The 26,004-nt window shown below is 67.7% G+C and carries 29 protein-coding genes; 6 read left to right on the top strand and 23 right to left on the bottom strand.

Annotated features, from left to right (window positions below; translation table 11 throughout):
- The first annotated feature begins 82 nt into the window (after positions 1-82).
- Positions 83-349 carry a GlsB/YeaQ/YmgE family stress response membrane protein gene (locus tag ACZYZ3_RS15015; protein ID WP_463964609.1) on the top strand — a complete coding sequence of 89 codons (267 nt, stop codon included), beginning with the start codon at positions 83-85 and terminating at the stop codon, positions 347-349.
- A 112-nt stretch (positions 350-461) separates the two neighbouring features.
- On the opposite strand, the gene ACZYZ3_RS15010 is transcribed toward ACZYZ3_RS15015, so the two are convergent.
- From ACZYZ3_RS15010 to infC, 4 genes are all read right to left on the bottom strand, one after another.
- Positions 462-1,376, bottom strand: a complete 915-nt coding sequence (locus ACZYZ3_RS15010) for a TrmH family RNA methyltransferase (RefSeq protein WP_463964608.1) — start codon at positions 1,374-1,376, stop codon at positions 462-464.
- A gap of 64 nt (positions 1,377-1,440) precedes the next feature.
- Complete coding sequence (gene rplT, locus ACZYZ3_RS15005) at positions 1,441-1,917, bottom strand: 50S ribosomal protein L20 (RefSeq protein WP_463964607.1); 477 nt, start codon at positions 1,915-1,917, stop codon at positions 1,441-1,443.
- Positions 1,918-2,036: 119 nt separating this feature from the next.
- Positions 2,037-2,231: a 50S ribosomal protein L35 gene (gene rpmI / locus ACZYZ3_RS15000; RefSeq protein WP_009358635.1), complete on the bottom strand. Its 195-nt coding sequence runs from the start codon at positions 2,229-2,231 to the stop codon at positions 2,037-2,039.
- A gap of 115 nt (positions 2,232-2,346) precedes the next feature.
- A complete protein-coding gene (gene infC / locus ACZYZ3_RS14995; RefSeq protein ID WP_463964606.1) occupies positions 2,347-3,465 on the bottom strand; it encodes a translation initiation factor IF-3 in 1,119 nt (372 codons plus the stop codon).
- A 453-nt stretch (positions 3,466-3,918) separates the two neighbouring features.
- Here infC and ACZYZ3_RS14990 point away from each other — a divergent pair, with 453 nt between their 5' ends.
- Positions 3,919-4,305: a DUF1844 domain-containing protein gene (locus ACZYZ3_RS14990; protein ID WP_463964605.1), complete on the top strand. Its 387-nt coding sequence runs from the start codon at positions 3,919-3,921 to the stop codon at positions 4,303-4,305.
- A 106-nt stretch (positions 4,306-4,411) separates the two neighbouring features.
- Here ACZYZ3_RS14990 and ACZYZ3_RS14985 read toward each other — a convergent pair whose 3' ends face one another.
- From ACZYZ3_RS14985 to ACZYZ3_RS14950, 8 genes are all read right to left on the bottom strand, one after another.
- A complete protein-coding gene (locus ACZYZ3_RS14985; RefSeq protein ID WP_463964604.1) occupies positions 4,412-5,758 on the bottom strand; it encodes an MFS transporter in 1,347 nt (448 codons plus the stop codon).
- Between the two features lie 61 nt (positions 5,759-5,819).
- Entirely contained in the window at positions 5,820-6,719 is a 900-nt protein-coding gene (locus tag ACZYZ3_RS14980) for an SseB family protein (protein ID WP_463964603.1), read from the bottom strand.
- An 11-nt stretch (positions 6,720-6,730) separates the two neighbouring features.
- A complete protein-coding gene (gene priA, locus ACZYZ3_RS14975; RefSeq protein WP_463964602.1) occupies positions 6,731-7,477 on the bottom strand; it encodes a bifunctional 1-(5-phosphoribosyl)-5-((5-phosphoribosylamino)methylideneamino)imidazole-4-carboxamide isomerase/phosphoribosylanthranilate isomerase PriA in 747 nt (248 codons plus the stop codon).
- A gap of 51 nt (positions 7,478-7,528) precedes the next feature.
- The gene (locus ACZYZ3_RS14970) at positions 7,529-7,687 is read right to left on the bottom strand and encodes a CG2302 family histidine operon protein (RefSeq protein ID WP_186329225.1); all 159 of its coding nucleotides are present in this window, start codon (positions 7,685-7,687) and stop codon (positions 7,529-7,531) included.
- A complete protein-coding gene (gene hisH, locus ACZYZ3_RS14965; RefSeq protein WP_463964601.1) occupies positions 7,688-8,536 on the bottom strand; it encodes an imidazole glycerol phosphate synthase subunit HisH in 849 nt (282 codons plus the stop codon).
- Complete coding sequence (gene hisB, locus ACZYZ3_RS14960; protein ID WP_463964600.1) at positions 8,533-9,159, bottom strand: imidazoleglycerol-phosphate dehydratase HisB; 627 nt, start codon at positions 9,157-9,159, stop codon at positions 8,533-8,535. The genes hisH and hisB overlap by 4 nt, the downstream gene beginning before the upstream one ends.
- 66 nt (positions 9,160-9,225) lie before the next feature.
- On the bottom strand, positions 9,226-10,344 hold the full coding sequence (locus tag ACZYZ3_RS14955; protein ID WP_463964599.1) for a histidinol-phosphate transaminase: 1,119 nt from the start codon (positions 10,342-10,344) through the stop codon (positions 9,226-9,228).
- Positions 10,345-10,400: 56 nt separating this feature from the next.
- Positions 10,401-10,853, bottom strand: coding sequence for a LysM peptidoglycan-binding domain-containing protein (locus tag ACZYZ3_RS14950; protein ID WP_463964598.1), 453 nt, complete (start codon positions 10,851-10,853; stop codon positions 10,401-10,403).
- 358 nt (positions 10,854-11,211) lie between these two features.
- On the opposite strand from ACZYZ3_RS14950, the gene lexA reads away from it, so the two are divergent.
- Both lexA and ACZYZ3_RS14940 read left to right on the top strand, forming a co-directional pair.
- Positions 11,212-11,961: a transcriptional repressor LexA gene (gene lexA, locus ACZYZ3_RS14945; protein ID WP_463964597.1), complete on the top strand. Its 750-nt coding sequence runs from the start codon at positions 11,212-11,214 to the stop codon at positions 11,959-11,961.
- A gap of 160 nt (positions 11,962-12,121) precedes the next feature.
- Positions 12,122-12,526 (top strand): hypothetical protein, encoded by a 405-nt coding sequence (locus tag ACZYZ3_RS14940; RefSeq protein ID WP_463964596.1) that lies wholly within the window; start codon positions 12,122-12,124, stop codon positions 12,524-12,526.
- Between the two features lie 316 nt (positions 12,527-12,842).
- On the opposite strand, the gene ACZYZ3_RS14935 is transcribed toward ACZYZ3_RS14940, so the two are convergent.
- Positions 12,843-14,936 carry an ATP-dependent DNA helicase gene (locus ACZYZ3_RS14935; protein WP_463964595.1) on the bottom strand — a complete coding sequence of 698 codons (2,094 nt, stop codon included), beginning with the start codon at positions 14,934-14,936 and terminating at the stop codon, positions 12,843-12,845.
- A complete protein-coding gene (gene hflX, locus ACZYZ3_RS14930; RefSeq protein ID WP_463964594.1) occupies positions 14,929-16,497 on the bottom strand; it encodes a GTPase HflX in 1,569 nt (522 codons plus the stop codon). The genes ACZYZ3_RS14935 and hflX overlap by 8 nt, the downstream gene beginning before the upstream one ends.
- 461 nt (positions 16,498-16,958) lie before the next feature.
- Here hflX and ACZYZ3_RS14925 point away from each other — a divergent pair, with 461 nt between their 5' ends.
- Positions 16,959-17,573: a class I SAM-dependent methyltransferase gene (locus ACZYZ3_RS14925; protein WP_463964593.1), complete on the top strand. Its 615-nt coding sequence runs from the start codon at positions 16,959-16,961 to the stop codon at positions 17,571-17,573.
- Here the strand turns inward: ACZYZ3_RS14925 and dapF are convergent.
- The 6 genes from dapF to ACZYZ3_RS14895 form a co-directional block, all read right to left on the bottom strand.
- Positions 17,554-18,510 carry a diaminopimelate epimerase gene (dapF, locus tag ACZYZ3_RS14920; protein ID WP_463964592.1) on the bottom strand — a complete coding sequence of 319 codons (957 nt, stop codon included), beginning with the start codon at positions 18,508-18,510 and terminating at the stop codon, positions 17,554-17,556. The two genes, ACZYZ3_RS14925 and dapF, sit on opposite strands and share 20 nt — an antisense overlap.
- Before the next feature lie 84 nt (positions 18,511-18,594).
- A complete protein-coding gene (gene miaA, locus ACZYZ3_RS14915) occupies positions 18,595-19,482 on the bottom strand; it encodes a tRNA (adenosine(37)-N6)-dimethylallyltransferase MiaA (RefSeq protein WP_463964632.1) in 888 nt (295 codons plus the stop codon).
- Between the two features lie 162 nt (positions 19,483-19,644).
- The gene (gene miaB, locus ACZYZ3_RS14910; RefSeq protein ID WP_463964591.1) at positions 19,645-21,222 is read right to left on the bottom strand and encodes a tRNA (N6-isopentenyl adenosine(37)-C2)-methylthiotransferase MiaB; all 1,578 of its coding nucleotides are present in this window, start codon (positions 21,220-21,222) and stop codon (positions 19,645-19,647) included.
- 39 nt (positions 21,223-21,261) lie between these two features.
- On the bottom strand, positions 21,262-21,747 hold the full coding sequence (locus ACZYZ3_RS14905; protein ID WP_463964631.1) for a regulatory protein RecX: 486 nt from the start codon (positions 21,745-21,747) through the stop codon (positions 21,262-21,264).
- Positions 21,748-21,895: 148 nt separating this feature from the next.
- The gene (recA, locus tag ACZYZ3_RS14900) at positions 21,896-22,948 is read right to left on the bottom strand and encodes a recombinase RecA (RefSeq protein WP_463964590.1); all 1,053 of its coding nucleotides are present in this window, start codon (positions 22,946-22,948) and stop codon (positions 21,896-21,898) included.
- Between the two features lie 343 nt (positions 22,949-23,291).
- The gene (locus ACZYZ3_RS14895) at positions 23,292-23,510 is read right to left on the bottom strand and encodes a DUF3046 domain-containing protein (protein WP_463964589.1); all 219 of its coding nucleotides are present in this window, start codon (positions 23,508-23,510) and stop codon (positions 23,292-23,294) included.
- Between the two features lie 44 nt (positions 23,511-23,554).
- Here ACZYZ3_RS14895 and ACZYZ3_RS14890 point away from each other — a divergent pair, with 44 nt between their 5' ends.
- Positions 23,555-24,064 (top strand): MarR family winged helix-turn-helix transcriptional regulator, encoded by a 510-nt coding sequence (locus tag ACZYZ3_RS14890; protein WP_463964588.1) that lies wholly within the window; start codon positions 23,555-23,557, stop codon positions 24,062-24,064.
- A gap of 193 nt (positions 24,065-24,257) precedes the next feature.
- On the opposite strand, the gene ACZYZ3_RS14885 is transcribed toward ACZYZ3_RS14890, so the two are convergent.
- From ACZYZ3_RS14885 to pgsA, 3 genes are all read right to left on the bottom strand, one after another.
- A complete protein-coding gene (locus ACZYZ3_RS14885; RefSeq protein WP_463964587.1) occupies positions 24,258-24,710 on the bottom strand; it encodes a helix-turn-helix domain-containing protein in 453 nt (150 codons plus the stop codon).
- A gap of 140 nt (positions 24,711-24,850) precedes the next feature.
- A complete protein-coding gene (locus tag ACZYZ3_RS14880; protein ID WP_463964586.1) occupies positions 24,851-25,363 on the bottom strand; it encodes a CinA family protein in 513 nt (170 codons plus the stop codon).
- Positions 25,360-26,001 (bottom strand): CDP-diacylglycerol--glycerol-3-phosphate 3-phosphatidyltransferase, encoded by a 642-nt coding sequence (gene pgsA, locus ACZYZ3_RS14875; RefSeq protein WP_463964585.1) that lies wholly within the window; start codon positions 25,999-26,001, stop codon positions 25,360-25,362. The genes ACZYZ3_RS14880 and pgsA overlap by 4 nt, the downstream gene beginning before the upstream one ends.
- Positions 26,002-26,004: the final 3 nt, after the last annotated feature.

The raw sequence follows: 26,004 nt of genomic DNA, 5'->3' as shown, positions 1-26,004 counted from the left end.
CTGACAAGCAAACAGGCCTATGTTAGCTTGAAGCCATAATCGGGATCCACCATTTGGATGCCGACGATATGTAGGAGGAGTAATGGGCTTTCTTGGCTGGATCATTCTCGGACTCATAGTAGGTGCAATCGTCAAGGCAGTTATGCCTGGCAGGGTCGGCGGCGGCTGGGTCACCAGCCTCGTGCTCGGCGTTGTCGGTGCAGTTGTCGGCGGCTGGATCGGCGACCTGCTCTTTGGCGGCGGCAAGATGGAATTCTGGAACCTCGGTTCCTGGCTTCTGGCCATTGTCGGCGGCCTGGTGGTCGCCCTTGTCTACGGCGCCATCACAGGACGCAAAAAGACCAATTAACTGCGCATGGACGACGGCGGGGGCCCACCTCTAGGTGGACCCCCGCCGCACTTTTCTAACAGCCGTACCCTTGTGCCAAGTGCCGGGCGACTGCGGGAAACCCCTGAGCAGATCAGCCGGCCGGGTTGGTTGCGCCGTCCTGCTGTGAGCGGGCGCTGGCGTAGAGGCAGACCGTTGCCGCAGTGCCCAGGTTGAGGCTTTCAGCCGCTCCGTAGACGGGCACAGCCACCCGGTGGTCCGCCAGGGCGAGTTCCTCCTCGGCGAGGCCCTGCGCCTCGTTGCCGAACAGCCAGGCGGTTGGGTTTTCCAGCGCGTACGCGGACTCGCGGGGCGGTGCGCCCAGCCGCCGGGCCGCGTTCTGGTCCTGGAGCCGGTCCAGGTTCAGTTCCCCGTCGCCGTCGGCGGCGAGGACCCCGATGCCGCGTTCCTTGCAGCGGGCTACGATCTCTTCGACTTCGGCGCCGAGCACCACGGGCAGGTGGAAGAGGGAACCCGCCGTCGAGCGCACGGCCTTGGGGTTGTAGATGTCCACGCTGGATGCGGTCAAAATGACGGCGTCCGCGCCGGCCGCGTCGGCTGCCCGGAGCACGGTGCCGGCGTTGCCGGGATCGCGGACCTGGCACAGCACGGCCACCAGCCGCGGACCGGCGTCGAGTACCTGTTCAAGACTCACGTCCAAGAACCCGCAGACCGCCAGAATGCCCTGCGGGGTGACCGTGTCCGCCATCGCAGCCAGCACTTCGTCGGTGGCGAGGAACGCGGTGGTGCCCTCCGCGAGCGTCTCCAGGTCCGGATGCCGGTCGAGGCAGGCCTCGCTCGCGTAGACCTCATAGACGATGCCGGGCTCCCCCGCCGCAATCCTTTTCTGGTTCAGGACCAGGGCCTCCCGGACAGCCTGCGGGCCCTCCGCCAGGAACTCGCTGCGCTTTAAACGGGCCGGGCGCCCGGCAAGCTGTGCCACCTTCCTCACCCGATCAGCTCGGGGGTTGGAAAGTAAAACATCTTGCGGGCGCCCGGTTTCGTTCATACAAGAACCTTAGTAGCTTTCCAGCCGGTTCCTGAACGACGTCGTTATCGAACGACTACAGGTGCTACTCGGCAGCCTTGTCGGCGGCCTTCTTGGCAGCCGGCTTCTTGGCGGCGGCCTTCTTGGCGGCCGGCTTCTCGGCAGCCGGTGCAGCCTCAGCCTGAACGGCCGGAGCCGAAGTGTCGGCGGGCAGCGAGTCCTTGGCGATCTTGACCAGCGCGGCGAAGGCGTTGGCGTCTGAGACGGCCAGCTCGGCCAGCATCCGGCGGTCAACCTCGACCTCAGCGGCCTTCAGGCCCTGGATCAGACGGTTGTAGGTCAGGCCATTGGCGCGAGATGCAGCATTGATGCGCTGGATCCACAGGCGACGGAAGTCGCCCTTCTTCTTCTTGCGGTCGCCGTAGCTGTACACAAACGAGTGCAGCAGCTGCTCTTTGGCCTTGCGGTACAGGCGTGAACGCTGTCCACGGTAGCCCTTTGCGCGTTCAAGGATAACCCGGCGCTTCTTGTGGGCGTTGACCGCCCTCTTCACACGTGCCACGTGCGTACTCCTTCAGAATTCTGATCCCAAGCGTCTACTGCCGGAACAACCGGCTGGCCTGAGAAGCCTTTTTGGTAGTTGACTGTTGCCAGGTGGCTAACAGTCAGAGAACTTGGAACTTAGATGCCGAGCATCTTCCGGATGACCTTGGCGTCGCCCTTGAAGACGATCTTGTCGCCGGCGAGGCGGCGCGTCAGCCTGGAGGACTTGTGCTCGAGGTAGTGGCGGCGGTTGGCCTGCTGGCGGCGCAGCTTGCCGCTGCCGGTCAGCTTGAAGCGCTTCTTAGCACCACTGTGGGTCTTCATCTTCGGCATGGGAACCGATCTCCTTACGTATCCGCAGACAGGGTCTGCAGTCTTTCGTGCAGCCGCCCCTGCGGGCGGCGTGCTGGTTGCTTGCTGCCGGACATTGCTGTCCGGCAGCCCTGAACTAGTTGGTCTTCTTGGTGCCCGGCTTGGCGGCGGCCTTCGGGGCAGCCGGCCGTGCAGCAGGCTTCGGCGCCGCGGGACGCGGCACCGGCTTCGGTGCAGCAACCGGCTTCGGTGCTGCCGCCGGAGCGGCCTTTTCAGCTTCGGGAGCCTTCGCGGCTTCCGGAGCCTTCGCGGCGGCCCTGGGCGCTGCGGGCGCCTTGGCTACTGCCGGCTTGGCGGCGGCCTTCGGAGCCTCAGTCTTCGGGGCCTCGCGCTTCGGAGCGGCCCTGGGAGCCTTGGGGGCCTCCTGCTTCGGCGCTTCCTGGACGGGAGCCTTCGCTGCCGGGGCGTCCTCAACCTTGGCCTCGACGGCCGGGGTCTTCGCGGCTTCGACCTTGGTGGCCTCAGCCTTTTCAGCCGGAACCTCGACGGCGGGAGCGGCTTCCTCAGCGGGGGCTTCCGTTGCCGGAGCTTCCGTTGCGGTCACCACGGCTTCGGGTGCCTCAGTCCGGACCTGGTAGCCCTCCGGCAGCAGATCGGCGAGCGACTGCGTCAGGGGGGCTTCGGGGCCGGACGTGTCAACGCGGACGTCACCCGAGGCCTTGGCTTCGTTTTCGGCCTTGGCTTCCGCGCGCTGCGATGCGCGGCGGGCCTCTGCCTTGGCTTCTGCCTTGTTCTTCAGGGGACCGACCACCATGACCATGTTGCGGCCATCGATGCGCGGGCTGGACTCCACGACGCCAACTTCGGCGACGTCGTCCGCGAAGCGCTGAAGCAGGCGGATGCCCATCTCGGGGCGCTGCTGCTCACGCCCGCGGAACTGGATCATGGCCTTGACCTTGTCACCGGCGCCGAGGAAGCGGAGCGCGTGGCCGCGCTTCGTCTCGTAGTCGTGGGTGTCGATCTTCAGGCGGAAGCGGATTTCCTTCAGGACCGTGTTGGTCTGGTTCTTCCGGGCTTCACGTGCCTTGACTGCGGCTTCGTACTTGTACTTGCCGAAGTCCATCAGCTTGCACACCGGAGGCTTGGCCTGCGGTGCAACTTCAACGAGATCAAGATCGGACTCGGCAGCCAAACGCAGGGCATCCTCAATACGGACAACGCCTACTTGCTCGCCTGCAGGGCCGACCAGCCGCACCTCGGGGACGCGGATACGCTCATTGATTCTTGGCTCGCTAATGTCAAAGCTCCTGTGTTCGTGAGGGGTATTCCACCGGCAAAAAGAGAAGGCCCCCAATTGCCGGAGCAATCGAAGGCCTCGAGGATCGGAACTGCCTTCCTCGTGTGAGGCGGCATGCATCCTGCCAGGGCTGACGCCCGGGAAGAATGCCCGACCAGGTACCCGGCAACCTTGCTTCTTGCGAAGCTTCCCGAAGGAGAGCGGTGGCGCGGGTGGGAGAGAACTCCGCTTGCAAACTGAAAGTTGATTCTACAGAAGGAATCCCGTCCGGCGCACCTGCATGACGGGCATGTCGGTTGCGGACGGGTTCCGTAGACCGCTGCACTACTACTGAAGGTCAGCATAAACTGAAAAACAATAGAACTGGAGCGAAATAACGACAATCAGTCGGTCTGTGACAAGCTTACCAGCATGAGCACTTCAGATAGCAATTCACACGTTTACGAGCCCTCCGGCGCCCAGGGCGACGTCTCACAGCAGATCCGCGACATCTCCGAGGTGCCCGCGATCGAAGTGATCACCACAGCCGCCGTGCACTTGATGAGCGCCGCCGCCGTGAAGCTTGGCCTCGCCGCCGAGGAGAACGCCGAGGAGCTCAAGGACCTCGACGAGGCCCGCAAGCTGATCACGGCCCTGGCCGGCCTGGTCACCGCGGCAGCTCCGGAAATCGGCTCCCAGCACGCCGGGCCGTTGCGCGACGGGCTGCGGTCCCTGCAGCTGGCCTTCCGCGAGGAATCCATCATTCCGGACGCGCCGGGGAAGGGCCCGGGCGAGAAGTACACCGGCCCGGTCAACTAAGCACAGAGTATTTCCGGCGGCACGACGGCGGCGGGCGGACCACATCGGTCCGCCCGCCGCCGTCGTTTAGGGCCCGTGGTTGAGGGCCGTGCCCGTACCTGCCCCCTCAGGCTGCAGCGAGGCGCCGCCGGCGCCGGTGCTGCAGCACCAGCCCCAGCAGGCACAGCGCGACGCCGCCCACCCCCACGGCCACGAATCCGGCCGAGGGACCGACGCCGTCGATAAACACGCCGGCGAGCGGCGCGCCGAGCGCGACGCCGCCGGTGAGGGCCGAGCCGTACCAGCCCATCGCCTCGCCGCGGCGGCGCTCGTCGACGAGTTCGGCGACCTTCTCCGAGGCTGCCGACAGCACCGGCGCGCACAGCAGTCCCGGCAGGAGCGCGAGCAGGCTAAGGGTCCAGGTGTCCTGCGCAAAAGCCATGGGAATGCTCAGTGCGGACATCCCCAGCAGCAGCAGGATCGGCGAGATGGGCCGGTGCATGGCGCCGTAGATCACCCCGCCGACCACCGAGGCCCCGCACCAGAAGAGGAAGACCAGCCCGATCTCGGCCTGGTGGCCGCCGGTTTCGAGGGCGGCGACGATGCCGACATCGGTGCCGCTGAGGACCATGCCGGCCCCGGCGGCGACGGCAAAGACGGCGGCAACCGCGGGGGTGAACCAGAGAAAATTATGGATGACCTTGTGCCGCAGTCCGGCCCGTTCCAGCCGCCTGTCCCCGGCGGCGGCCAGCGGGGCGAACTCTGCGGCAGCCTCCTGCAGGTGGGCCGGGGCAGCGGCGACCACCGCAACCTCGGCTGCTTCCTGCTGGCTTGCCTCGAACATTGCAGCGGACTCGGCCTCGGACGAGGCCTTGGACCCGGGGCCGGGTCCGGCGCTGCGGGTCGGCGGGTTGAACCACATCAGGAAGAGCCCGGACACCGACGTGGCGACGCCGACAATGGTCAGTCCCAGGACCGAGAGTCCGGCGGTCGCGACGAGTGCTCCCGCCGCGGGCCCGATCATAAAGACCAGTTCGGTGGAGATCGCGTCCAGGGCGAAGGCAGTGCGCCGCTGCTCCCCCGTGGCCAGGACGCCGAGAGACTGTCGGACAACGCTGAAGATCGGCAGGGTCAGCAGGCCGCCGACGAACACCAGCGGCAGCAGCAGCTCGTAGGACACGTGCGGTACCACCGACCAGATGGCAGCCTCGGAAATGACCGATGGAATGAGGGCACGCCGCAGGCCGACGGTATCGACGCGCCGGCCCCGCCAGGGGGCGCCGACGGCAATGCCGATGGTCATCACGGCAGCCGCGGCCCCGGCCGCGGCGTAACCCTGCCCGAGGGTGAGAACGATGTGCAGGGTCAGCAGGACCCCGGCCGCGGAGTGCGGGATGCGGGCAACCATCCCCACCAGCAGGAGCCGCCTGATCGGCCGAACGGCCAGCAGCTCCCGGTACACCACGAAGTTCACAGGCTTACATCCTTCCGGTACTGCCCCCGGCAGCACCAGGATCTCCCCCGCTGGCCGTCAGCTATGGTGCTGCGCGCTGCAATTTGACCTCGATCGAGTCAACCCGCTCAGCAAATACTTCATTCCGCGTCCAGGCACTGTTGAGGCCGGACACGATGGACTGGACGCCGGCGGCGTCCAGCCCGTCTTCAAGGTAGAGCGTGACGCGCAGTTCCGGGCCGGAGCCCCCGCCCGGCAGCGGCGTCCCATCGGCCGCACGCGAGGCAACTCCACCGCCTGGATGAATTTCAACACGGCGGACCGCGGGAAAGCCAGCCGCGGCCTCGCCAAGGCTCCGGGCGAGCTCGGGATCAGCGTACGACGGCGTCCAGTCCCGCTGCTGGGCAAGGGCCCACACGGCGGGCCGGCGCACCACGAAGGTCACCGCCGACCCCGGGTCCAGCACGAGCAGTTCGGCGTTCTCGGCGACCGCGGAGAGCGCCGCGCGGGCAGCGTAGACGGCCACGGGGCGTGCCTCCGAGTGCCAGGCCTGCAGCGACGCGGCCGAGGTGAACACAGGCATCGCCGTCCGCCCGTCCGGGGCCTTGAGCGTCACGAGGGCCATATCCGCCTGTTTGTCCGCCTGCAGGCCGCCGGCACCGTCGCCTTCTTCGGCGAGGGTGGCCAGGATCGGGACGAAGACCCGCGCCGTCGCCAGCGCGGCCACCACCGCGGCTTCGTCGCCGTCGCCGGCCGCGAGGGCCGCCAGCGCCCTGAGGTAGCCGGGGTCGGCCGCGCCGTCGTCGTCCTCGAAATTGTGAATTTTGGCGTTGTCGCCGGACAGGCTGCGTCCGGCCCAGGGCTGGCCCGCCGAGTCCGCCGCTCCGCCCGCGCCGGCCAGGGCCGCCGCGATGTGCCCGGGCAACGGCCGTGACGTGGCGGGAAGGTCAGCTGCGCGCTCGTGCGCGGGACGGTGCTCCACGTTGCGGAACGCTAGCGTCGGCCGGCGACGTCGAGGGCCTCGGGCAGGGTGAAGTTGCCGTTGTAGAGGGCTTTCCCGACGATGGCGCCCTCGACGCCAAGCGGCACGAGGGAGCGCAGGACCAGGAGGTCCTCCAGGCTGGAGATCCCACCGGAGGCGACCACCGGCTTGCCGGTCTTCTCCACCATCTGGCGCAGCAGTTCGACGTTGGGTCCCTGCAGGGTCCCGTCCTTGGTGACGTCGGTAACGACGTAGCGGGCGCAGCCGGCCTCTTCGAGGCGTCCGAGGACGTCCCAGAGGTCACCGCCCTCCCTGGTCCAGCCGCGGCCGGCCAGTGTGGTGCCGCGGACATCCAGCCCGACGGCGATCCTGTCGCCGAAGCGCTCGATCACCCGGGCCGTCCATTCCGGGTTTTCCAGGGCCGCGGTGCCCAGGTTCACACGGGCGACCCCGAGGTCGAGGGCCTTCTCGAGCGACTCGTCGTCGCGCAGGCCGCCGGAGAGCTCCACCTTGATATCGAGCCGGCCGACCACTTCGCGGAGCAGTTCGGCGTTGGAGCCCCGGCCGAACGCGGCGTCGAGGTCAACGAGGTGGACCCACTCCGCCCCCTGCTGCTGCCAGTTGAGCGCGGCTTCCAGGGGGGTGCCGTAGCTCGTTTCGCTGCCGGCCTCGCCCTGGACGAGGCGGACGGCCTGGCCGTTGACGACGTCGACGGCGGGCAGCAGTTCCAGCACGGGCAGCGGGGTTTCAGTGGTCATCGTGGATCCTCAGTTTTCAGGTCGGCAGGTGGTCGGGGGCGCTGCGGGGCGTCAGGCGGCGGGCAGCGTCAGGAGGTAGGCAGCGAGCAGCGCCATCCCGGCCAGGACGTAGAACACGATCTGGACCCAGCGCGGGCTCTTCTGCTGGCGGAAGGACAGCGCTCCGCCGACCAGCAGGCCGGCGAGCCCCATCAGAACGATGGACCACATCTAGGCGGTCCCGGCTTCCGGGGCCCCGGGGGTGCCGGCAGGCGCTGCCGTGGCTTCCGCGGCTGCTGTGGCCGCCGTGGCCGCCGTGCTTCCTGCGGCTGCCGTGGCGGCGGCGCCAGGCGCTGCCGCGGTCCCGGCACGGTCCCGCAGCCCTTCCACCCAGTTGCGCAGCAGGCGCGCGCCGGCGTCGCCGGACTTCTCGGGGTGGAACTGCGTGGCGCACAGCGGGCCGTTTTCCACGGCGGCGATGAACGGGGCACCATGTTCCGACCAGGTGACCAGCGGCGCCGTCATGCGTGGCTGGATGACGTCGAAGTCCCACTGCTGGACCCCGTAGGAGTGCACGAAGTAGAAGCGCTCGTCCTCAACACCGGCGAACAGCCTGGATCCCGCCGGGACGGACACAGTGTTCCAGCCCATGTGCGGGACGACGTCGGCGGGAAGGAGTTCGACCTTTCCGGGCCACTCCCCCATGCCTTCGGCTACGGTGCCGTGCTCGACGCCTGCCTCGAAGAGGACCTGGAGGCCGACGCAGATCGCCAGCACGGGGCGGCCGCCGGCGACGCGGCGGCCGATCATGCGGATGGCATCAACGGCTTTGAGCTCGCGCATCACGGTCTCGAACGCCCCGACCCCGGGGACCACGAGGCCATCGGCGTTGAGGACATCCTCCGGCCGGGAACTGAGGATGACCTCGGCACCGGCGCGTTCGAGGGCACGCACGGCCGAACGGACGTTGCCGGAGCCGTAGTCCAGGACCGTTACGGTGGGCTTGCCCTCGGGTGAGGCCGGCTTCCGGCCGGCGCCGGGGTCGATGATGGCGCCGTCCTTCAGGACCTTCCCGGTCACAGCGCACCCTTGGTCGACGGGATGCCTTCGACGCGGGGGTCCGGTTCGACGGCGGCGCGCAGGGCGCGGGCGAAGGCCTTGAACTGGGCCTCGACAATGTGGTGCGGGTCCCGGCCTGCGGTGACGTTCATGTGCAGGCAGATTCCGGCGTGCAGGGTGATCGCCTCGAAGACGTGGCGGGTCAGGGAGCCGGTGAAGTGTCCGCCGATCAGGTGGTACTCCTGGCCGGCTGGCTCGCCGCCGTGCACGAGGTACGGGCGGCCGGAGACGTCGACGACGGCCTGTGCGAGGGCCTCGTCGAGGGGAACCGTGGCTTCCCCGAAGCGGCGGATCCCGGCTTTGTTACCGAGCGCAGTGCGCAGGACCTCGCCGAAGGTAATGGCCACATCCTCGACCGTGTGGTGGACATCAATGTGCGTATCTCCGGTGGCCTTGATCGTCATGTCGATCAGGGAGTGCTTGCTTAGCGCCGTCAGCATGTGGTCGTAGAACGGAACCGAGGTGCTGATGTCCGAGACGCCGGTGCCGTCCAGGTTGATCTCGACCAGCACGGATGACTCGCTGGTGGTCCGTTCCATGCGTGCGGTCCGGCCCTCGGCAGCTGTTGATCCGGTGTTGCTCATGGTGGGTGTCCTTTGGATGACGACGGTGCCCGGCGAACTAGGCAGGGTGGATGTCCTGTGTTAAGTCTAGGCGGGCTGCACGGCGCGGCCTGCCAGGATCCGTTCGAGGGCTTCGAGGAACGCTGTGGTTTCCGTCTCAGTTCCGGCGGTAACGCGCAGGTGCCCGGGAATGCCAACGTCGCGGATCAGCACACCGGCATCGAGCAGGCCCTGCCAAACCTCGTGGGAATTGTCCAGGCCGCCGAAGAAGACGTAGTTCGAGTCGGAGGGCGCCGGCTTGAGGCCCATGCGCTGCAGCTCGGACACGATCCTGTCCCGCTGGCGCATAATGTCCTCAACGTCGGCCATTAGCGCGACCCGGTGCTGCAGGGCGGCCAGGGCTGTCGCCTGGGTGATGGCCGAGAGGTGGTACGGGAGCCGGACCAGGCGCAGGGCGTCCGTCACCTCGGGTGCTGCGGCCATGTAGCCAATCCGGGCGCCGGCGAGGGCGAAGGCCTTGCTCATGGTGCGCGAGACGATCAGCCGTTCGCGGCCGGGCAGCAGCGCGAGGGCGCTGGGCGTGCCGTCGTGGGCGAACTCGTGGTACGCCTCGTCGACGATCACGATGGTCTGGCTGGCTTCCCCGGCCTCGTAGACGGCCTCCACGACGTCCAGGCCCAGCCCGGTGCCGGTGGGGTTGTTCGGGGAGCACAGGAAGACGATGTTCGGCGCAAGTTCGCGGACCTGGCGGGCGGCCGATTCGGCACTGAGTCCATAGTCGTCGGCGCGGACCCCGACGATGTACCCGGTGTCCGTGCCGGAGGCCAGCAGCGGGTACATGGAGTAGGTGGGAGGGAAGCCGAGGGCCGCTCGCCCCGGGCCGCCAAAGGCCTGAAGGATCTGCTGGAGGACCTCGTTGGAGCCGTTTGCGGCCCAGATGTTGTCCGCACCCAGTCCGTGCCCCAGGTATTCCGCGAGTGCTTCGCGCAGTTCGGTGAATTCGCGGTCCGGATAGCGGTTCAGGCCAGCCGCGGCAATCGTGACGGCCTCGGAGATGGCGGCGCGCACGTCAGCCGGGACACCATGGGTGTTCTCATTGACGTTCAGCAGGATGGGGACGTCCAGCTGCGGCGCGCCGTACGGCGTCAGGCCTCGCAGGTTAGTCCGGAGGGGAAGTCGGTTCAGGCGCTCTAGCTGGTCAGTCACTTCACCAGTTTAAGTGAGATTGCGGCAGGCACTGAAACCGTGACGGGTCGAGCGGGCTACTTGGACGGGATAAAGAGCGCCTGGCCGGGAACGACGCGGGCGGCTTCGAGGTTGTTCAGCTGGATGATATCGGTGACGACGTCGCGGGGGTCCCGCTCCGGTGCCATGGATTCGGCGATGGCCCAAAGCGACTCACCGGGCTGCACCGTAACGGTCACAGTGGGGGTCAGCGACAGCCCGGCTGCAGACTCCGCCGCCTTGGCCGGGGCGTTGAGGAAGCCGCTGAGGGTGAGGATGAGCGCGGCCAACAGGATCAGCGGCACCCCGATGAAGACAAAGCGCCCCCGCCGGGTGAGCCGCAACGGCGCCTGCTTGACCCGCTGCTTGCCGGCAGCGCCCTCCCTGCCCACGGCGCCCTGCTGTCCGGCGGACGTACCGCCGTCGGCCCGGCCGTAGTCGCCGAATGTGTCGCGGCCGAAAGTGTCGTGAAATGCGCTTGATGCTGACATGAACTGAGCCCTCCTGGACCATACTGTGCCGCCGGCGTGTTCCTCGTACTTGCCGCCAACCGGCCTAACCTTCGAACAAAGAACCGAACGTCATGCTGTGCCCCAACCGTGCTCTACCCGGAAACTGCGAATGACTAGAACACATATTCGAACCTTGCCTGTTCTGTTTTAGCACTTATTAACGAACAATGTCGAGACTCGCTAGAACAAATGTTTGATAAAGCCCTGTGGCTGGCCTACGTTTGAGTCAAAGAACAACCACTTCTGCAGTTGATCAGCAGGGTCTGACATTTCAGGCCGGAGGTTCCCGGCAGCCGCAGCCACGGCGGCCGGGCGGAACGGAAAGGCGTTGGCGAACATGGCAGCACAAGCCACTGGCGGCAGGGCCACCCAGCGGGGCCCGCAGGCGGCTCGGCCGCCCAAAAGCCTTACCGTCCGGCAAAGGAAGATCCTGGAAACCATCCAGCGCTCCGTCACGGACAACGGCTATCCGCCCTCCATGCGCGAGATCGGCGACACCGTCGGCCTGGCAAGCCTTTCCAGCGTCACCCACCAGCTCTCGCAGCTGGAAAAACTTGGCTATCTGCGGCGCGACCCCAAGCGTCCCCGCGCCATGGAGGTGCTGATGCCGCTGACCCTCGACGAGGGAACCACGAAGATGTCGGGGGCTGAGAAGTCCGGCGGCCTGCGCACGGTCGGCGGTTTGTCCGTGTCCGAGCTGGCCAGCGCCACCGACACCGCCATGGTGCCGCTGGTGGGCCGCATCGCCGCCGGCGGGCCGATCCTGGCCGACCAGGTCGTCGAGGACGTGATGCCGCTGCCCCGCCAGCTCGTGGGCCACGGCGAGCTCTTTATGCTCAAGGTCGCGGGGGACTCGATGATCGACGCCGCCATCTGCGACGGTGACTGGGTCGTGGTACGCCAGCAGGGCGACGCCGTCAACGGTGACATCGTCGCCGCGCTGCTGGACGACGAGGCGACGGTCAAGACGTTCCGTCAGCGCGACGGCCACACCTGGCTGCTGCCGCAAAACACCCAGTATGAGCCCATCCTCGGCGATCACGCCGTCATCATGGGCAAAGTCGTCTCGGTGCTGCGCTCCCTCTAGGACCGGCGGGGCCCCGCCGGCTTGGCTGCGGTAGCTTTCTTGGAGGCCGCTCCATCGACGGGTGCCGGGCTGTCGCCGGGCATGGCCCTCGCGCCGGTTCCGCCGGTTCCGCCGCCCCCTGCCGCCCTCTGCCGCCCCCTGTCGGGCAAGGTTCAGATGAGTGCTTGGCGCAGCGGGCAAAGGAACCGTGGCCAACGGGATGCTGGAGTGCCCGTACTTCACATCAGGTTCCATGATGCAGGCTTCGGTGCCCCGTGGTCCGGGAATGAGCGCCGCGGACAATGCCATAGGGTTCGGCCTCGTCGGCGGCCGCCCGTTGATGACGGTTCAGATCCCGTGTGCGTCCTACGCCGTCCGGGTCAGCATTGCCGGTCAAACGATCACGCCGGATCCGGGGACACTGGAGAGCGTTCTGGGCACGTGCAACTTCCCCTGGGACCATGAACAGGCACGGATGGAACGGTACCTTCGGGCTCCACTTCAGATCGCGCGGCGGGAAAGTGGCATCGTGCTGCACAACCAGGAGTGGGGAGTCACCCTCCACACCCCTGATGAGGCCACCTGATGGGCAGTCGCTTGTCCATACGCGTCAGCAGCCCAGTCGGCCAGGCATTTCCGCAAACAGCCCTCTGGCCGCTCAGGGTTCGCCGGAAAGGGCAGCCACCACGGGAGTCCACGCAGATCGAGGGCGCCTTCGGGCCAGTCGTCCACGGGCCCGGCTCCCGCGCCAGTCGTAGGTCCGTGACTGTGATGGCGTCCCGCGGCGAAACGTCGAGGAGGAGCGCTCAGTCACAATCGTCGGCTGAGGCTCCGCGCGTACACAGCCGCGTCGTTTGGCGGGGCACTGACTAACCACCGGGGTCCTTCGCGTGCCCTCCGGACTACGTGGCGGGCTGCCCGGATTCCTTCGCGAGCCGCGCCAGGGCCGCGAGGGCGACCGCGGGGTCCGTGGTGGGCCAGAACGGCGGCAGGGCGGCGCGGAGGAATCCGCCGTACCGCTCGGTGGAGAGCCGTGAGTCCAGCACTGCCACTACTCCCCTGTCCGTCGTCGTGCGGATCAGGCGACCGGCGCCCTGGGCCAACCGGATGGCGGCGTGGGTCGCGGACACGCTCATGAAGCCGTTGCCGCCGGCCTGGGCCACCGCCCGGGACCGTGCCGTCATCAGCGGATCGTCGGGCCGCGGGAACGGGATCCGGTCGATCACGACGAGACGGCACGACGTCCCCGGCACGTCGACACCCTGCCACAGCGACATGGTGCCGAAGAGGCAGGTGTCGGGTTCGTCCGCGAACTGTTTTACGAGCGCGGTCATGGTCGAATCCCCCTGGCAGAGGATGCTCATGTCCAGCCGCGGCCGCAGGGCCTCAGCGGCGTCCTCGGCGGCGCGCCGGGATGAGAACAGGCACAGTGCCCCGCCGTCGGAGGCCCGGATCAGCTTTTCGAGCTCGTCAAGGGCCTCCGGGGACGTGCCGCGGCCGGGTTTGGGCAGGTGTTTGGCCACATAGAGGATCCCCTGTTTCGGGTACTCGAAGGGCGAGCCGACGTCGACCCCGGTCCAGCTTGGGGCACCCGGTCCGACCAGGCCCAGGCCGGCAGCGGCCGGTTCGAACGCGGACCCGATCGCCAGGGTCGCCGAGGTCAGGATGACAGTGTGGTCCGCGAACAGACCCTCGCGGAGCCGTCCGGCGACGCTGAGCGGGGCGATGTTGATCAGGGCCGGCGCGGATTCGTCGGGCTGGGAGTAGCCCTGCTGCGGGTCAAAGGTGCTGTTGCGGGAGAACCAGACCACCTCGCGGTTTTCGCGGGCGGCAAGCAGGCGTTCGCAGAGCTCCAGGATCACCATGAGGCGGGAGCGCGCCAGCTGGCGGCCGCCGTCGGCCGTGTTGGCGCTGTCCCCCTTGGAGTCCGAGAGCGCCGCGCGGCAGGCGTCCCGCAACTGGTCCACGCAGTCCAGCTGTTCGCTGTTCAGGCCGTTGGGCATGAGTCCGCTGGGGACCCCGTCGATGGCAAGTTCGAGGTTGGACGCGGCGTTGTTCAGGGCGTCCACGGTGATGCCCGTGTTTTTCCGGGCCCCGGACGCGGCGACGTGCACCATCGCGACAGAGAGCTGGCCGGACACGGCGCCCGTCACCCGGTCCTGCAGCTCGTGGGCCTCATCGACCACCACAACGTCGTACTCCGGCAGGACCGCGAGGCCCTCGAAGGCGCTGACGGCCAGCATGGCGTGGTTGGTGACGACAACGTCGGCGTCCGCGGCGTTCTGCCGGGCCAGTTCGCTGAAGCATTCGGCCGCGAGGGGGCACTTCTGCGCGCCCAGACACTCCATTGAGGTGACGGAGACCTGCCGCCAGGCACGGTCCGTGACCCCGGGCAGGAGTTCGTCCCGGTCCCCCGTCACGGTGCCCCCAGCCCACTCACGCAGCCGGACGACTTCCTTGCCGAGCTGGGACGACGGACCGCCCATCGCCGCGGCGAAGTGCGGGACGGAGGTGTCCTCGCCAAGCGAGAAGAGCTGGCCTTCGGAGGGCTCCTCGGAGGGGAAGCCGCCTTCGAGCTTGTGGCGGCACACATAGTTGGAGCGGCCCTTGACCAGGGCGACCTTGACGGGCCGTTCCAGCGCCGGGGTGATGGTTTTCAGCAGCCTGGGCAGGTCCCGGCCGACGATCTGGGTCTGCAGGGCCAGCGTGGCGGTGGAGACCAGGGTGGGCTTGTCGCTGACCAGCGAATGGGCGATCAGCGGGATCAGGTACGCGAGTGATTTGCCGGTTCCGGTGCCGGCCTGGACCAGCAGGTGGTCGCCGCTGTCAATCGCGTGCGCCACCTGCCGGGCCATCTCGTGCTGGCCGTCGCGGCTCTGGCCGCCCATGCCGGACACGGCGCGGTCGAGGAGTTCGATAACGAACGCCCCGCCGGCCGGGCCGCGTGTTCCTGCCGAACGTTCTCCGTCGGGTTCGGTCCCCGCGGCTTCAGTCATTGCTGATGAACGAATCCAGTTCAGCGGCGAATCCCTCGCGCACCATCACAACGGCGCGGGTGCCCGCTTCCTCGTGGTCGAGGCTGAGGATCTCCGCGTCGGTCTCGTGCAGCTTGCTGAGCAGGTCCCCGCGGTTGTACGGGATCATCAGTTCGAGCTTGACGCTGGGCCGCGGGATGCCTTCGCTGATGGCCTTGAGCAGTTCCGGGATGCCCTCGCCGGTGCGTGCCGAGACCACCACGTGGCGCGGTTCGCGCTGCTTGAGCCGTTCGATCACGAAGGGATCTGCGGCGTCCGCCTTGTTCAGGACGATGATTTCCGGCACCTTGCGGGCGTCGACCTCGCTGAACACCTTGCGGACAGCGGCGATCTGGCCTTCCGGATCCGGGTGGGAGACGTCCACCACGTGCAGGATCAGATCCGCGTCGGCGACTTCCTCCAGGGTGGAGCGGAAAGCCTCCACGAGCTGGGTGGGGAGTGACCGGACAAAGCCCACGGTATCGGCCAAAGTGTAGCCCAGCCCGTCCGAGGTCTCGGCCTTGCGGACTGTCGGGTCCAGCGTGGCGAACAGGGCGTTCTCCACCAGCACGCCGGCGTCGGTCAGCCGGTTCAGCAACGAGGACTTGCCGGCGTTGGTGTACCCGGCGATCGCAACGGACGGCACCGAATTGCGACGGCGGTTGGCGCGTTTGGTCTCCCGGGCCGGCTTCATCGCGGCGATCTCACGCCGAAGCTTGGCCATCCGGGTGCGGATCCGGCGGCGGTCCAGTTCGATCTTGGTTTCACCGGGACCGCGCGAGCCCATGCCGGCACCGGCACCGCCCACCTGGCCACCGGCCTGGCGGGACATCGAGTCACCCCAGCCGCGCAGGCGCGGGAGCAGGTATTCGAGCTGGGCCAGTTCCACCTGGGCCTTGCCCTCGCGGCTCTTGGCGTGCTGGGCGAAGATGTCAAGGATCAGGGCCGTGCGGTCGATGACTTTGACCTTGACGATGTCTTCCAGGCTGCGGCGCTGGGACGGTGCCAGTTCGGCGTCGACGACGACGGTGTCGGCGCCGGTGGACATCACGATGTCCTTGAGCTCCTGGGCCTTGCCGGAGCCGAGGAAGGTTCCGGGGTCGGGCTTGGCGCGGCGCTGCACGATCCCGTCAAGGACCTCCGAGCCGGCGGTCTCGGCGAGAGCGGCGAGTTCGCGGAGCGAGTTTTCGGCGTCGGCGAGCGTGCCCTCGGTCCAGAGGCCGGCCAGCACGACACGCTCAAGGCGAAGCTGCCGGTATTCGACTTCGGTGACGTCTTCGAGTTCCGTGGACAGCCCGGCGGTACGGCGCAGGGCGTGCCGCTCCTCGAGGTCCTGCTGGTCGCCGTCGTAATTGTTGTGTTCCCCGCCCTGCCGGGAGATCGCCTGCGCCTTGCCGAGGACCGAGGTGGACTCGCCGGCAGCCGGGGCTGCCTTCCGGGCAGGGGTGTCCTTGGAGAGGATCCGGTCGATGACAGCCTGGATTTCCGCAGGACTCATGTCCTGGGCTGCTGAATCGGGTCCGGTGTTGGGCTGACTGGTCATGGTCTCCTTTAGAGGTTCGGCAGTTTCAGAATAGTGCCGATCGGTGTTGTCTGGGGCGGTATTCGCGCTGGGCTGACGACTATTCGTCAAACGGGGCTCCTGGAATGCCCGCGGCAGCGGCGCCGGGGCAGGGTGGGCTCCGCGAGGGAGCGGTGAGAAACGGGAGGGAACAGGCGTGGTTTGGCCCTGAGGAGGGAGATACATTCCGCCCGGCCGGGCTCCATGAGCACTGCCAGACTCCAAGTGGAACGGGCGCCGGCGGCAGGTCCTTTTCAGGATCATCGCGGGGTGGCGCACTGAGCGGAAGGTAACTACCTGCGTCGCTGCGGGGACGGGATTTAACCCGCGCCGGCTACTTGAAGTTCAAGAACATGTATTTAACACTAGCAGACGGCCTGGCCGGGTCCGGCCCCGCGCCGCGGTTTCGCCTACGGGCCGGGGGCCAACTAATCTGGGCAGTTATGGAGTCTGCACACTATTTCAGCGCCCAGCCGGCCGGGCCGTTCACCCGCAAGCCACTGACCGTGGAACTCGCCGGTGAGACCCGGCACCTGCAGACGTCCTCGGGCATCTTCAGCCCGGACGGAATCGACAAGGGCACGGCTGTGCTGCTTGCCGAGGCGCCCGCCCCGGCCCCGCAGGGAACGCTGCTTGACATCGGCTGCGGCTGGGGTCCGATTGCCCTGACCCTGGCCCTGCGGGCACCGCACGCCCGGGTCTACGCCGTGGACGTCAACGAACGGTGCGTGACCCTAACAAACGAGAACGCCGCACGGCTGGGACTGGGAAATGTCACGGCCAGCACGCCCGACGCCGTTGACCCCGGGCTCCGCTTCGACACGATCTGGTCCAACCCGCCCATCCGGATCGGCAAGGACGAGCTTCATGCCCTGCTGCTGCTGTGGCTGCCGCGGCTGGCGCCCGGCGGCTCCGCGTGGCTGGTGGTGCAGAAGAACCTGGGGTCGGATTCCCTCCAGCGCTGGCTTGCCGCGGAGCTGGACAGCAGCTTCACGGTGACGCGCGAGAGCACGTCCAAGTCGTTCCGCATCCTTCGGGTCAGGAAAGTGTCCCACTAGCGACGATCACCGCGGGGCCGCTGAGCTCGACGTGCTCGTGGCCCTCCGCCCCGAGGAAGAACTTCACGCCGAGGACACCGCCCGGGACGTGGACGTTCCACACGTCCGGGGCACCCTGGCCGGCCCAGTGGCGGATCGCGACGGCGGCCGCGCACGCGCCGGTGCCGCAGGACTGCGTTTCCCCCACCCCCCGTTCATGAACACGCATGGTGATGGTTCCGACGCCGCCGTGGACCAGCGGCTCGGACGGGACCACGAACTCGACGTTGGTGCCGCGGGGCGGCGTGGGGTCCACATGGGGTGCGGTGAACAGCTGCGTGGCGTCCAGCTCAGCCAGTTCGGCCAGCGCCACGACGGTATGCGGGTTCCCCATGCTGACGGACAAGGCGGGCCGTGCGACCTCGAGCCCCGTTGCACTGACCAGCGAATCCATGGCCCGTGCGGTGGCCTCCCCGGGGAAGATGAACTCCCAGGGGCCCATGTCGACGGCATAGCCGGCGGCGGTGCGGACGATCGTTTTGGCGCCGCCCCGGGTGCCGATGGTCAGCGATTCGCCGGCGGGCAGCTCGACCAGGCCTTCGGCGATCAGGAAGTGCACAAAGACGCGGACGCCGTTGCCGCACATCTCGGAGAGCGAGCCGTCGCCGTTGCGGTAGTCCATGAACCATTCGGCGTCCGGGTGCTGGGTCAGCAGCTCCTGGCCCTCCGCAAGCAGCCGGGAGGGGACGGCGCGGATCAGCCCGTCGCCACCGATGCCGCGGTGCCGGTCACAGAGTGCCTCGACCTGTTCCGGCGTCACTGCCAGGGTGCCATTGGGGTCCGCCAGGAGCACAAAGTCGTTTCCCGTGCCGTGGCCTTTGGAAAAATTGAGTCCGCTCAGGGCTGCAGTGTCACCGGTGGGGTTGCGGTCAGCGGCCACGGCCAGGGTTTCATCCATGCTCCAAGGTTACCGTTCCGACCCGTGCCGCCGGCTGACCGCCCCGTCAAACGGGCCGGCAATTCCCCGCCTGGGGCGGTTGTTTCAGCCCGCGAGGCCGCGGGCTGCGGCCCTGGCCACGAGGTGCGGGTCCTGCCAGTCGAGCCAGTGGATCCGGGGGTCGGCACGGAACCAGGTCAGCTGACGGCGGGCGAACTGCCTGGTCGCGACGATGGTCTCCTCCGCGGCCTGCGCCACGTCGGATTCGCCGTCGAGGACTCTGAGGAACTGGGCGTAGCCGAGGGCGCGCGGTGCCGTCCGGCCGAGCCGGAGCCCGGCGGCGTCGAGGGCCCGGACCTCCTCGAGCAGCCCGCTTTCCACCATACTGTGGACCCGGCGGGCGAGCCGTTCCCGGAGCTGCCCGCGGTCCACCTCGAGCCCGATCTGCACCGCGGGCTGGACGTACTCGCGGGTGGGCATGAAGGAGCTGAAGGGCCTTCCGGTCAACTCGAACACCTCAAGCGCGCGGATGATCCGGCGCGCGTCGCCGAGCCGGCCGGCGGAGACCGGGTCCACGCCTTCCAGACGGACGCGCAGTGGCGCGGCCCCGCCGGTTTCCAGCTCCGTCTCGAGCCGGCGCCGGATGGCTGGGTCCGTACCCGGAAATTCCAGCACGTCCAGGGCGGCGCGAACGTAGAGGCCGGAGCCTCCGGCCAGGATGGCGCGTTTCCCGCGGGCGTGGATATCGGCGATGAGCGCACGGGCCTGCTGCTGGAAGTCCGAGACGCTCGCGTCCTCCGTCACGTCCAGGATGTCCAGGAGGTGGTGCGGGACTCCCCTGCGCTCGGCCTCGGTGATCTTGGCGGTACCGATGTCCATGCCCCGGTAGAACTGCATGGAGTCGGCGTTGATGACCTCGCCGTCGAGCTCCAGTGCCAGTGCTACGGCGAGGTCGGACTTGCCGGAGCCGGTCGGCCCGACGACGGCGATCACCGGTTGTGCCGTTCCTGCACCTGCCCGGGGTGCGCCGGCTTGGACTGCAGCCGCTCCTGCGCCCGCCCGGGCTGCGCCGGCCTGGACTGAGCCGGCCTCCACTGCGCCGGCCTCCGTGTCCTGGGCGCTGACCGCCGGGGTGTCGAGCGGATCCGCCACGGGCTAGCGTCCGCGGACGGGAAGGGTGGGCATGCCCAGGGACACTCCCGTAGTGCCGGCGGCGGATCCGGGAACGGGTGCGCCGCACGAGTCGGCCTGGGACCTGTCCCACGCGTCGCCGGCCCGGGAGCGGCGAAGGCTGTAGTCCTCCGCCGACGCCGGGTCGGCGACGAGGTGGAACGCCGCGGCCTCGGTGATGGTCACTGTGACCAGGTCGCCGGGGCGGGGCGTCCCGGCCCCCGCCGGCACGGAGAAGTGGACCAGGCGCTGGTCCTGGGACCGGCCGGAGAGCCGGTGGGTTTCCCCGGCTTTGCGCCCGGCCTGGGCCGTGACCATGACCTCCACGCGCCGGCCGAGCTGGCGGGCGTTCTCCTCGGCGGCGATCCGGTCCTGGAGGGCGGTGAGGCGTTCGAAGCGTTCCTGCACGATGGCCTTGGGGAGCTGGTCCGGGAGCTCGGCGGCGGGAGTGCCCGGCCGTTTGGAGTACTGGAAAGTGAAGGCGGTGGCGAAGCGGGACTTCTCCACGACGTCGAGCGTGGCCTGGAAGTCCTCCTCAGTTTCACCGGGGAACCCGACGATGATGTCCGTGGAGATGGCGGCGTGCGGGATCTTCTCGCGGACCTTGTCCAGGATGCCGAGGAACTTCGTCGAGCGGTACGACCGCTTCATGTCCTTGAGGACCTTGTCCGAGCCGGACTGCAGGGGCATGTGCAGCTGCGGCATGACGTTGGGGGTCTCGGCCATGGCATCGATGACGTCGTCGGTGAAGGCGGCGGGGTGCGGGCTCGTGAACCGGACGCGTTCCAGGCCGGGGATGTCGCCGCAGGCGCGGAGCAGTTTGGAGAAGGCCTGCCGGTCGCCAAATTCGACGCCGTAGGAGTTCACGTTTTGGCCCAGCAGGGTTACTTCGATCGCGCCGTCGGCGACGAGGGCCTGGATCTCGGCCAGGATGTCGCCGGGACGCCGGTCCTTTTCCTTGCCGCGCAGGGCCGGCACGATGCAGAAGGTGCAGGTGTTGTTGCAGCCGACGGAGATTGACACCCAGCCGGAGTAGACCGAGTCCCGCTTGGTCGGCAGGGTGGAGGGGAAGACATCGAGGGACTCGAGGATTTCGAGCTGGGCTTCCTTGTTGTGGCGGGCCCGTTCCAGCAGGGCCGGCAGGGCCCCGACGTTGTGCGTGCCAAAGACGGCGTCCACCCAGGGGGCCTTCTTCAGGATGGTGTCGCGGTCCTTCTGCGCCAGGCAGCCCCCGACGGCGATCTGCATTCCGGGGTTGGCGGCCTTGACCGGCGCCAGCATGCCGAGGTTGCCGTAGAGCCTGTTGTCGGCGTTTTCCCGCACCGCACAGGTGTTGAAGACCACGACGTCGGCTTGTTCCCCGGCGGCGGGAACGTAGCCGGCGGCTTCGAGCATCCCGGACATGCGCTCGGAGTCGTGCACGTTCATCTGGCAGCCGAAGGTCCGCACCTGGTAGGTGCGGGGCTGCTGCGGGACGGAGGGCTTCGCCCCGGGACCCGGGATGGACGTGGCCTCCGTGGAAGGGGCGGTGCCGGCTGCTGGGGAAGGAATGGTCAAACTCACTTGTTAAGGGTACCGGGTCCGCACGGTGCCGGGGCGTCCTTAGAAATCAGCCGGGGAGCCTGCCTCCGGACCGGCCGAGGCGCCGTCGAGGACTTCGCCCACGATCCGGAAGGCCTGGGACGGCTGATAGCCCTTGCGGGCGAGCATGGAGGCGAGCCGGCGCGCGGTTTTGTCCCGCTCGGCGCGGTCCTCGAACCCGGTCACGCCCCGGAGCTTGCGCTGGACCAGTTCGCGGGCCGCGGATTCCTCGTCCTCGTCGCTGAGTTGTTCCAGGGCGACGGCGGCGGTTTCCGTGCCGATGCCCTTCTCGGCGAGTTCCCGCCGGAGCGCTCCCCTGGCGAGTTTGCGGCTCTGCGCACGGGACCGCACCCACATCTCGGCGAAGTCGGCATCGTCGATGAGCTTTACTTCCTCGAAGCGGTCCAGCACGGCTTCGGCGACGTCGTCCGGGACCTTGCGCTCGGCCAGTTTGCGGGCGAGCTGCAGCCGGCTCTTGGGCGAATTCGTCAGCTGCCGCAGGACAATGGCCCGCGCGACGGCGGCGGGGTCCGCGTCCCGGTCCTGTTCGGCGGCAGGACCCGCGCGGCGGGCGCCGTCCGCGGTCCGGCCTGCGTCCTCAACGCCGGGGGCAGGATTCCGTGATGGGAATCCTGCCCCTTTGCGCCGTCGGCCGTTAGAAGCCGTCAACGGCCTTCAGCTTCGGCGATGCTTCCGTTTCGGCGGGGGCCTTGACGCCGACGCCGAGCTTTTCCTTGATGAGTCGCTCCAGCTCGGCAGCGAGTTCGGGGTTGTCGCGCAGGAAGCGGCGGGAGTTCTCCATGCCCTGGCCCAGCTGGTCACCGTCGTAGGTGAACCAGGAGCCGGACTTCTTGATGATGCCGTGCTCGACACCCATGTCGATGATGCCGCCTTCGCGCGAGATGCCCTGGCCGTAGATGATGTCGAATTCGGCGATCTTGAAGGGCGGGGCCATCTTGTTCTTGACGATTTTGGCCTTGGTGCGGTTTCCGACGGAGTCTGCGCCCTCCTTGAGGGTCTGGATCCGGCGGACGTCGATGCGGATGGAGGCGTAGAACTTCAGCGCCTTGCCACCTGTGGTGGTTTCCGGGGAACCGAAGAAGACGCCGATCTTCTCGCGCAACTGGTTGATGAAGATGGCTGTGGTCTTGGTCTGGCTCAGGCGGCCGGTGATCTTACGGAGGGCCTGGCTCATCAGGCGGGCCTGCAGGCCGACGTGGCTGTCGCCCATGTCGCCTTCGATTTCCGCGCGGGGAACGAGGGCGGCAACGGAGTCGATGACAATGACGTCCAGGGAGCCGGAGCCGATCAGCATGTCCATGATTTCCAGGGCCTGCTCGCCGGTGTCCGGCTGGGAGACGAGCAGGGCGTCGGTGTCGACGCCGAGCCTGGCTGCGTACTCGGGATCCAGGGCGTGCTCGGCGTCGATGAAGGCGGCGATGCCGCCAAGGCGCTGGGCGCTGGCGACCGCGTGCAGTGCCACCGTGGTCTTACCGGAGGATTCCGGTCCGTAGATTTCCACGACCCGGCCACGCGGCAGGCCGCCAATTCCCAGGGCGATGTCCAGTGCGATGGAACCGGTCGGAATGACCTCGATGGGTGCACGGACTTCGTCACCCAGGCGCATGACCGAGCCTTTGCCGAACTGCTTGTCAATCTGGGCCAGTGCTGCGTCAAGCGCTTTCTGGCGATCCGGGGCTGCGGCCATGGTTCACACCTCTATTACTTTCTCGCTGTGGAGTGGCCGTTCCGGCCCTGTGTCGTGATCGGTTGTTGTGATCGGTGTTCATGATCAGTGTTTGTGATCGGTGATCATGATCAGTGTTTGTGATCGGTTTGTCGGTCATTACTGAAGCTACCGGCACCCACCGACAGAGTTGCCTGATTGCCCCGCGTATGTGGAAAGCTCTAAAAAAAGCATAGTCCTACCCGAACAGATATTCGAACAATCAGTGCGGCGTGTCAGGCGCCAACTGCCCGCACGGTGCTCGAACGCCGCGGGCCGGGACCTCTGGCTGGGCGCCCACCTAAGCCTCGGCCGGAGCCGGAGGTCAGCGGGGTTTGACGTCGCGGCCCAACCGCCGCTCGGGCGGGACGTCCTGGACCTCGCACAGCGCGAGCCACACCTGCCGGGGCGGTACCCCCGCGCTCAGGGCCTGCTCGGCTGTCCGGCCGCCGACACCCGCCAGGACCAGGGAGCTGCTGAGGACCCGGGAATACCCTGCCCCGAATTCGTCGTCCATGAGCCGCCAAAAGTCACTGATTCGCACACCACGAGTCTCTCACGGCACGGGAGGACTCTAGAATGGTTGCCATGAGCAACTCCGCCGTTGGCCCTGGGATCCCCGGCGGCGCTGACGATTCCACCGAAACGGCGCTGACCGCCGTGGAGCACCAGCTGAGCCTGCTCTGGCGGCGGGCCCGTTCGATCTCGCACCATCTCTCCCGCCAGGTTCACCCGGACATGGAACCGGCGGCATACGGGCTGCTCTCCGTGATCCGCAAACAGGGTGCCATGCGGCTGACCGAACTGGCCTCCAGCATCGGCGTCGGGAAGCCCTCGGTCAGCCGTCAGATCGCTTTCCTGGAACGCCTGGGCCTGGTCTCCAAGGAAGCCGACCCGCTCGATGGGCGCGCGCAGATCATCCGGCTGACGCCCACGGGCGAAGATCGGATGCACGAGGTGCAGGACGCGCGGCGGGAAGTCTTCCGCGAGCGGCTTGGTGAGTGGCCGCTGGAGGAGCTGGAGACCCTGTCGCACTACATCGCCAAACTCAACGCCACCTATGAGCGCGACGGCTTCCCCCGGGACGAACCGCAGTAGCCCTGGGGTCCCGCCGCGGCAGGCCACTCAAAAGCCGCCGGGCGGGCAACCGCCGTCAGGAGGATACCGTGCACCCAAGAAACCCCGTGCACCCAAGAGACCCCGACGGGCAACTGCCGGGCAGGCGCCTGCCGTGCACGCAAAAGACCCCGGCACACCGCCGGGGTCTTTTGTCGAGTAGTGGGTGTCCGGGCTAGCGTGCCCCGGAAAGGAGGCCCTTGGCCAGTTCCTCGTTGAGGTCGGAGTTGAGCTCACGGTCCAGGTCACGGCCGTAGCGCTGTGCGAACTCCTGCGGGACGGTGTCCGGAACCGCAACTCCCTCGGCAACAGCGACACGGTCGCTGACTTCGCGGAGCATAATGGAGAGCGGAACATCGAGGGCCGAGCAGATCGAGGAGAGCAGCTCCGAGGAGGCTTCCTTCTGGCCGCGTTCCACTTCACTCAGGTAGCCCAGGGAAACGCGGGCACTGTGCGAGACTTCGCGGAGGGTACGGCCTTGGCGTTGGCGGACATCGCGGAGTACATCACCGATTTCGTGACGAAGTACAACCATCTTGCGCTCCTTCTGTTCGCTCTTGGCCTGATCGGCGAGGCCCACATCCTTCCAGCGGACAACGCCGTTAATGGATACGGGCTGCTTTACCATCTGTATCGCCTTGCTCCCTCTTTATGTCGAGCCCGCCGGTCAAAGCGGACACTGATGATGCTTTCATCCTAGGCGCCTCCCTTATTCGGAAGCGACACAATGTAATAACTAATAGGAATCAAGTTTTGTTCCCGACAACTTTACGCCCGGTAGCTTGCGGAAGCCAGAGCCTCCAGCAGGCGTTCCAGGGCCGCGGCGCAGGCCTGGCCGCGGATTTCCGGCCGGTTCCCCTCGAAGCTGTATCCGTACGACGTCGAGCCGTCCGCCGTGGCGACGCCGATGTAGACGGAGCCGACGTCCTTGCCCCCGTGCGGCTCCGGGCCGGCGACGCCGGTGGTCGAGACGCCAATGTCGGCGCCGCAGATCCTGCGGGCGCCCTCGGCCATGGCCTCGGCTACCTGGCCGTCAACGGCACCGACGGTGTCCAGCAGGTCCCGGGGCACCCCGAGGACATCGGCCTTGACCGAGTTCTGGTAAGACACCACCCCGCCCTGCAGCATCCCGGACGCGCCGGGAGTGTCCGCGAGCACGGCGGCGACCATTCCCGCGGTGAGGGATTCTGCCGTAGCGACCGTCAGGCCGCAGCCGATCGCCCCGGTGACGGCCTCTTCGGCCAGATGATGCAGGTTGATGGTGCGGTGGGGAGTGGTCATGGCTTGCCCTCCTGGATCTTCTGCTGCTGGGCACGGATGCCGCTGGCGCGCAGCTTGAGGGCCTCGATGACGTATTCGCCGCCGGTCCAGACCGTGATGGCCAGGGCCACCATCATGACCCCGAAGGCCACGACGCCGAGCCATGGCGCAATCGAGGCCAGCGGGAGGATGTACAGGAAGATGGCCACGGTCTGGATGACGGTCTTGAGTTTCCCGCCGCGCGACGCCGGGATCACGCCGTAGCGGATGACGAAGAACCGCAGGGCGGTGACACCCCACTCACGGACAAGGATCAGGATGGTCACCCACCAGGGCAGCTCCCCCAGCACCGAGAGCATCACGAGGGCCGAGCCGATCAGCAGTTTGTCCGCGATGGGGTCGGCGATCTTGCCGAAGTCGGTGATCAGGCCGCGGCTGCGGGCGATGTCGCCGTCGAGCTTGTCCGTGTAGATGGCGACAGCGAAGGTCGCCGCGGCGACCCAGCGCCACACGCCGTTCTGGGCGACCAGCCCCGGTGCGTCCAGCAGGAGGAACCAGACGAAGAACGGCACCATCACAATCCGCAGCATCGTCAGGATGTTGGGCAGGTTCCAGATCCGGGACGCGGATCCGGTGCTGTTGGCTTCGGAGCTAGTCACCTT

Source organism: Pseudarthrobacter linnaei (assembly GCF_055412825.1).
This window is presented reverse-complemented; position numbering and strand designations above follow the sequence as displayed.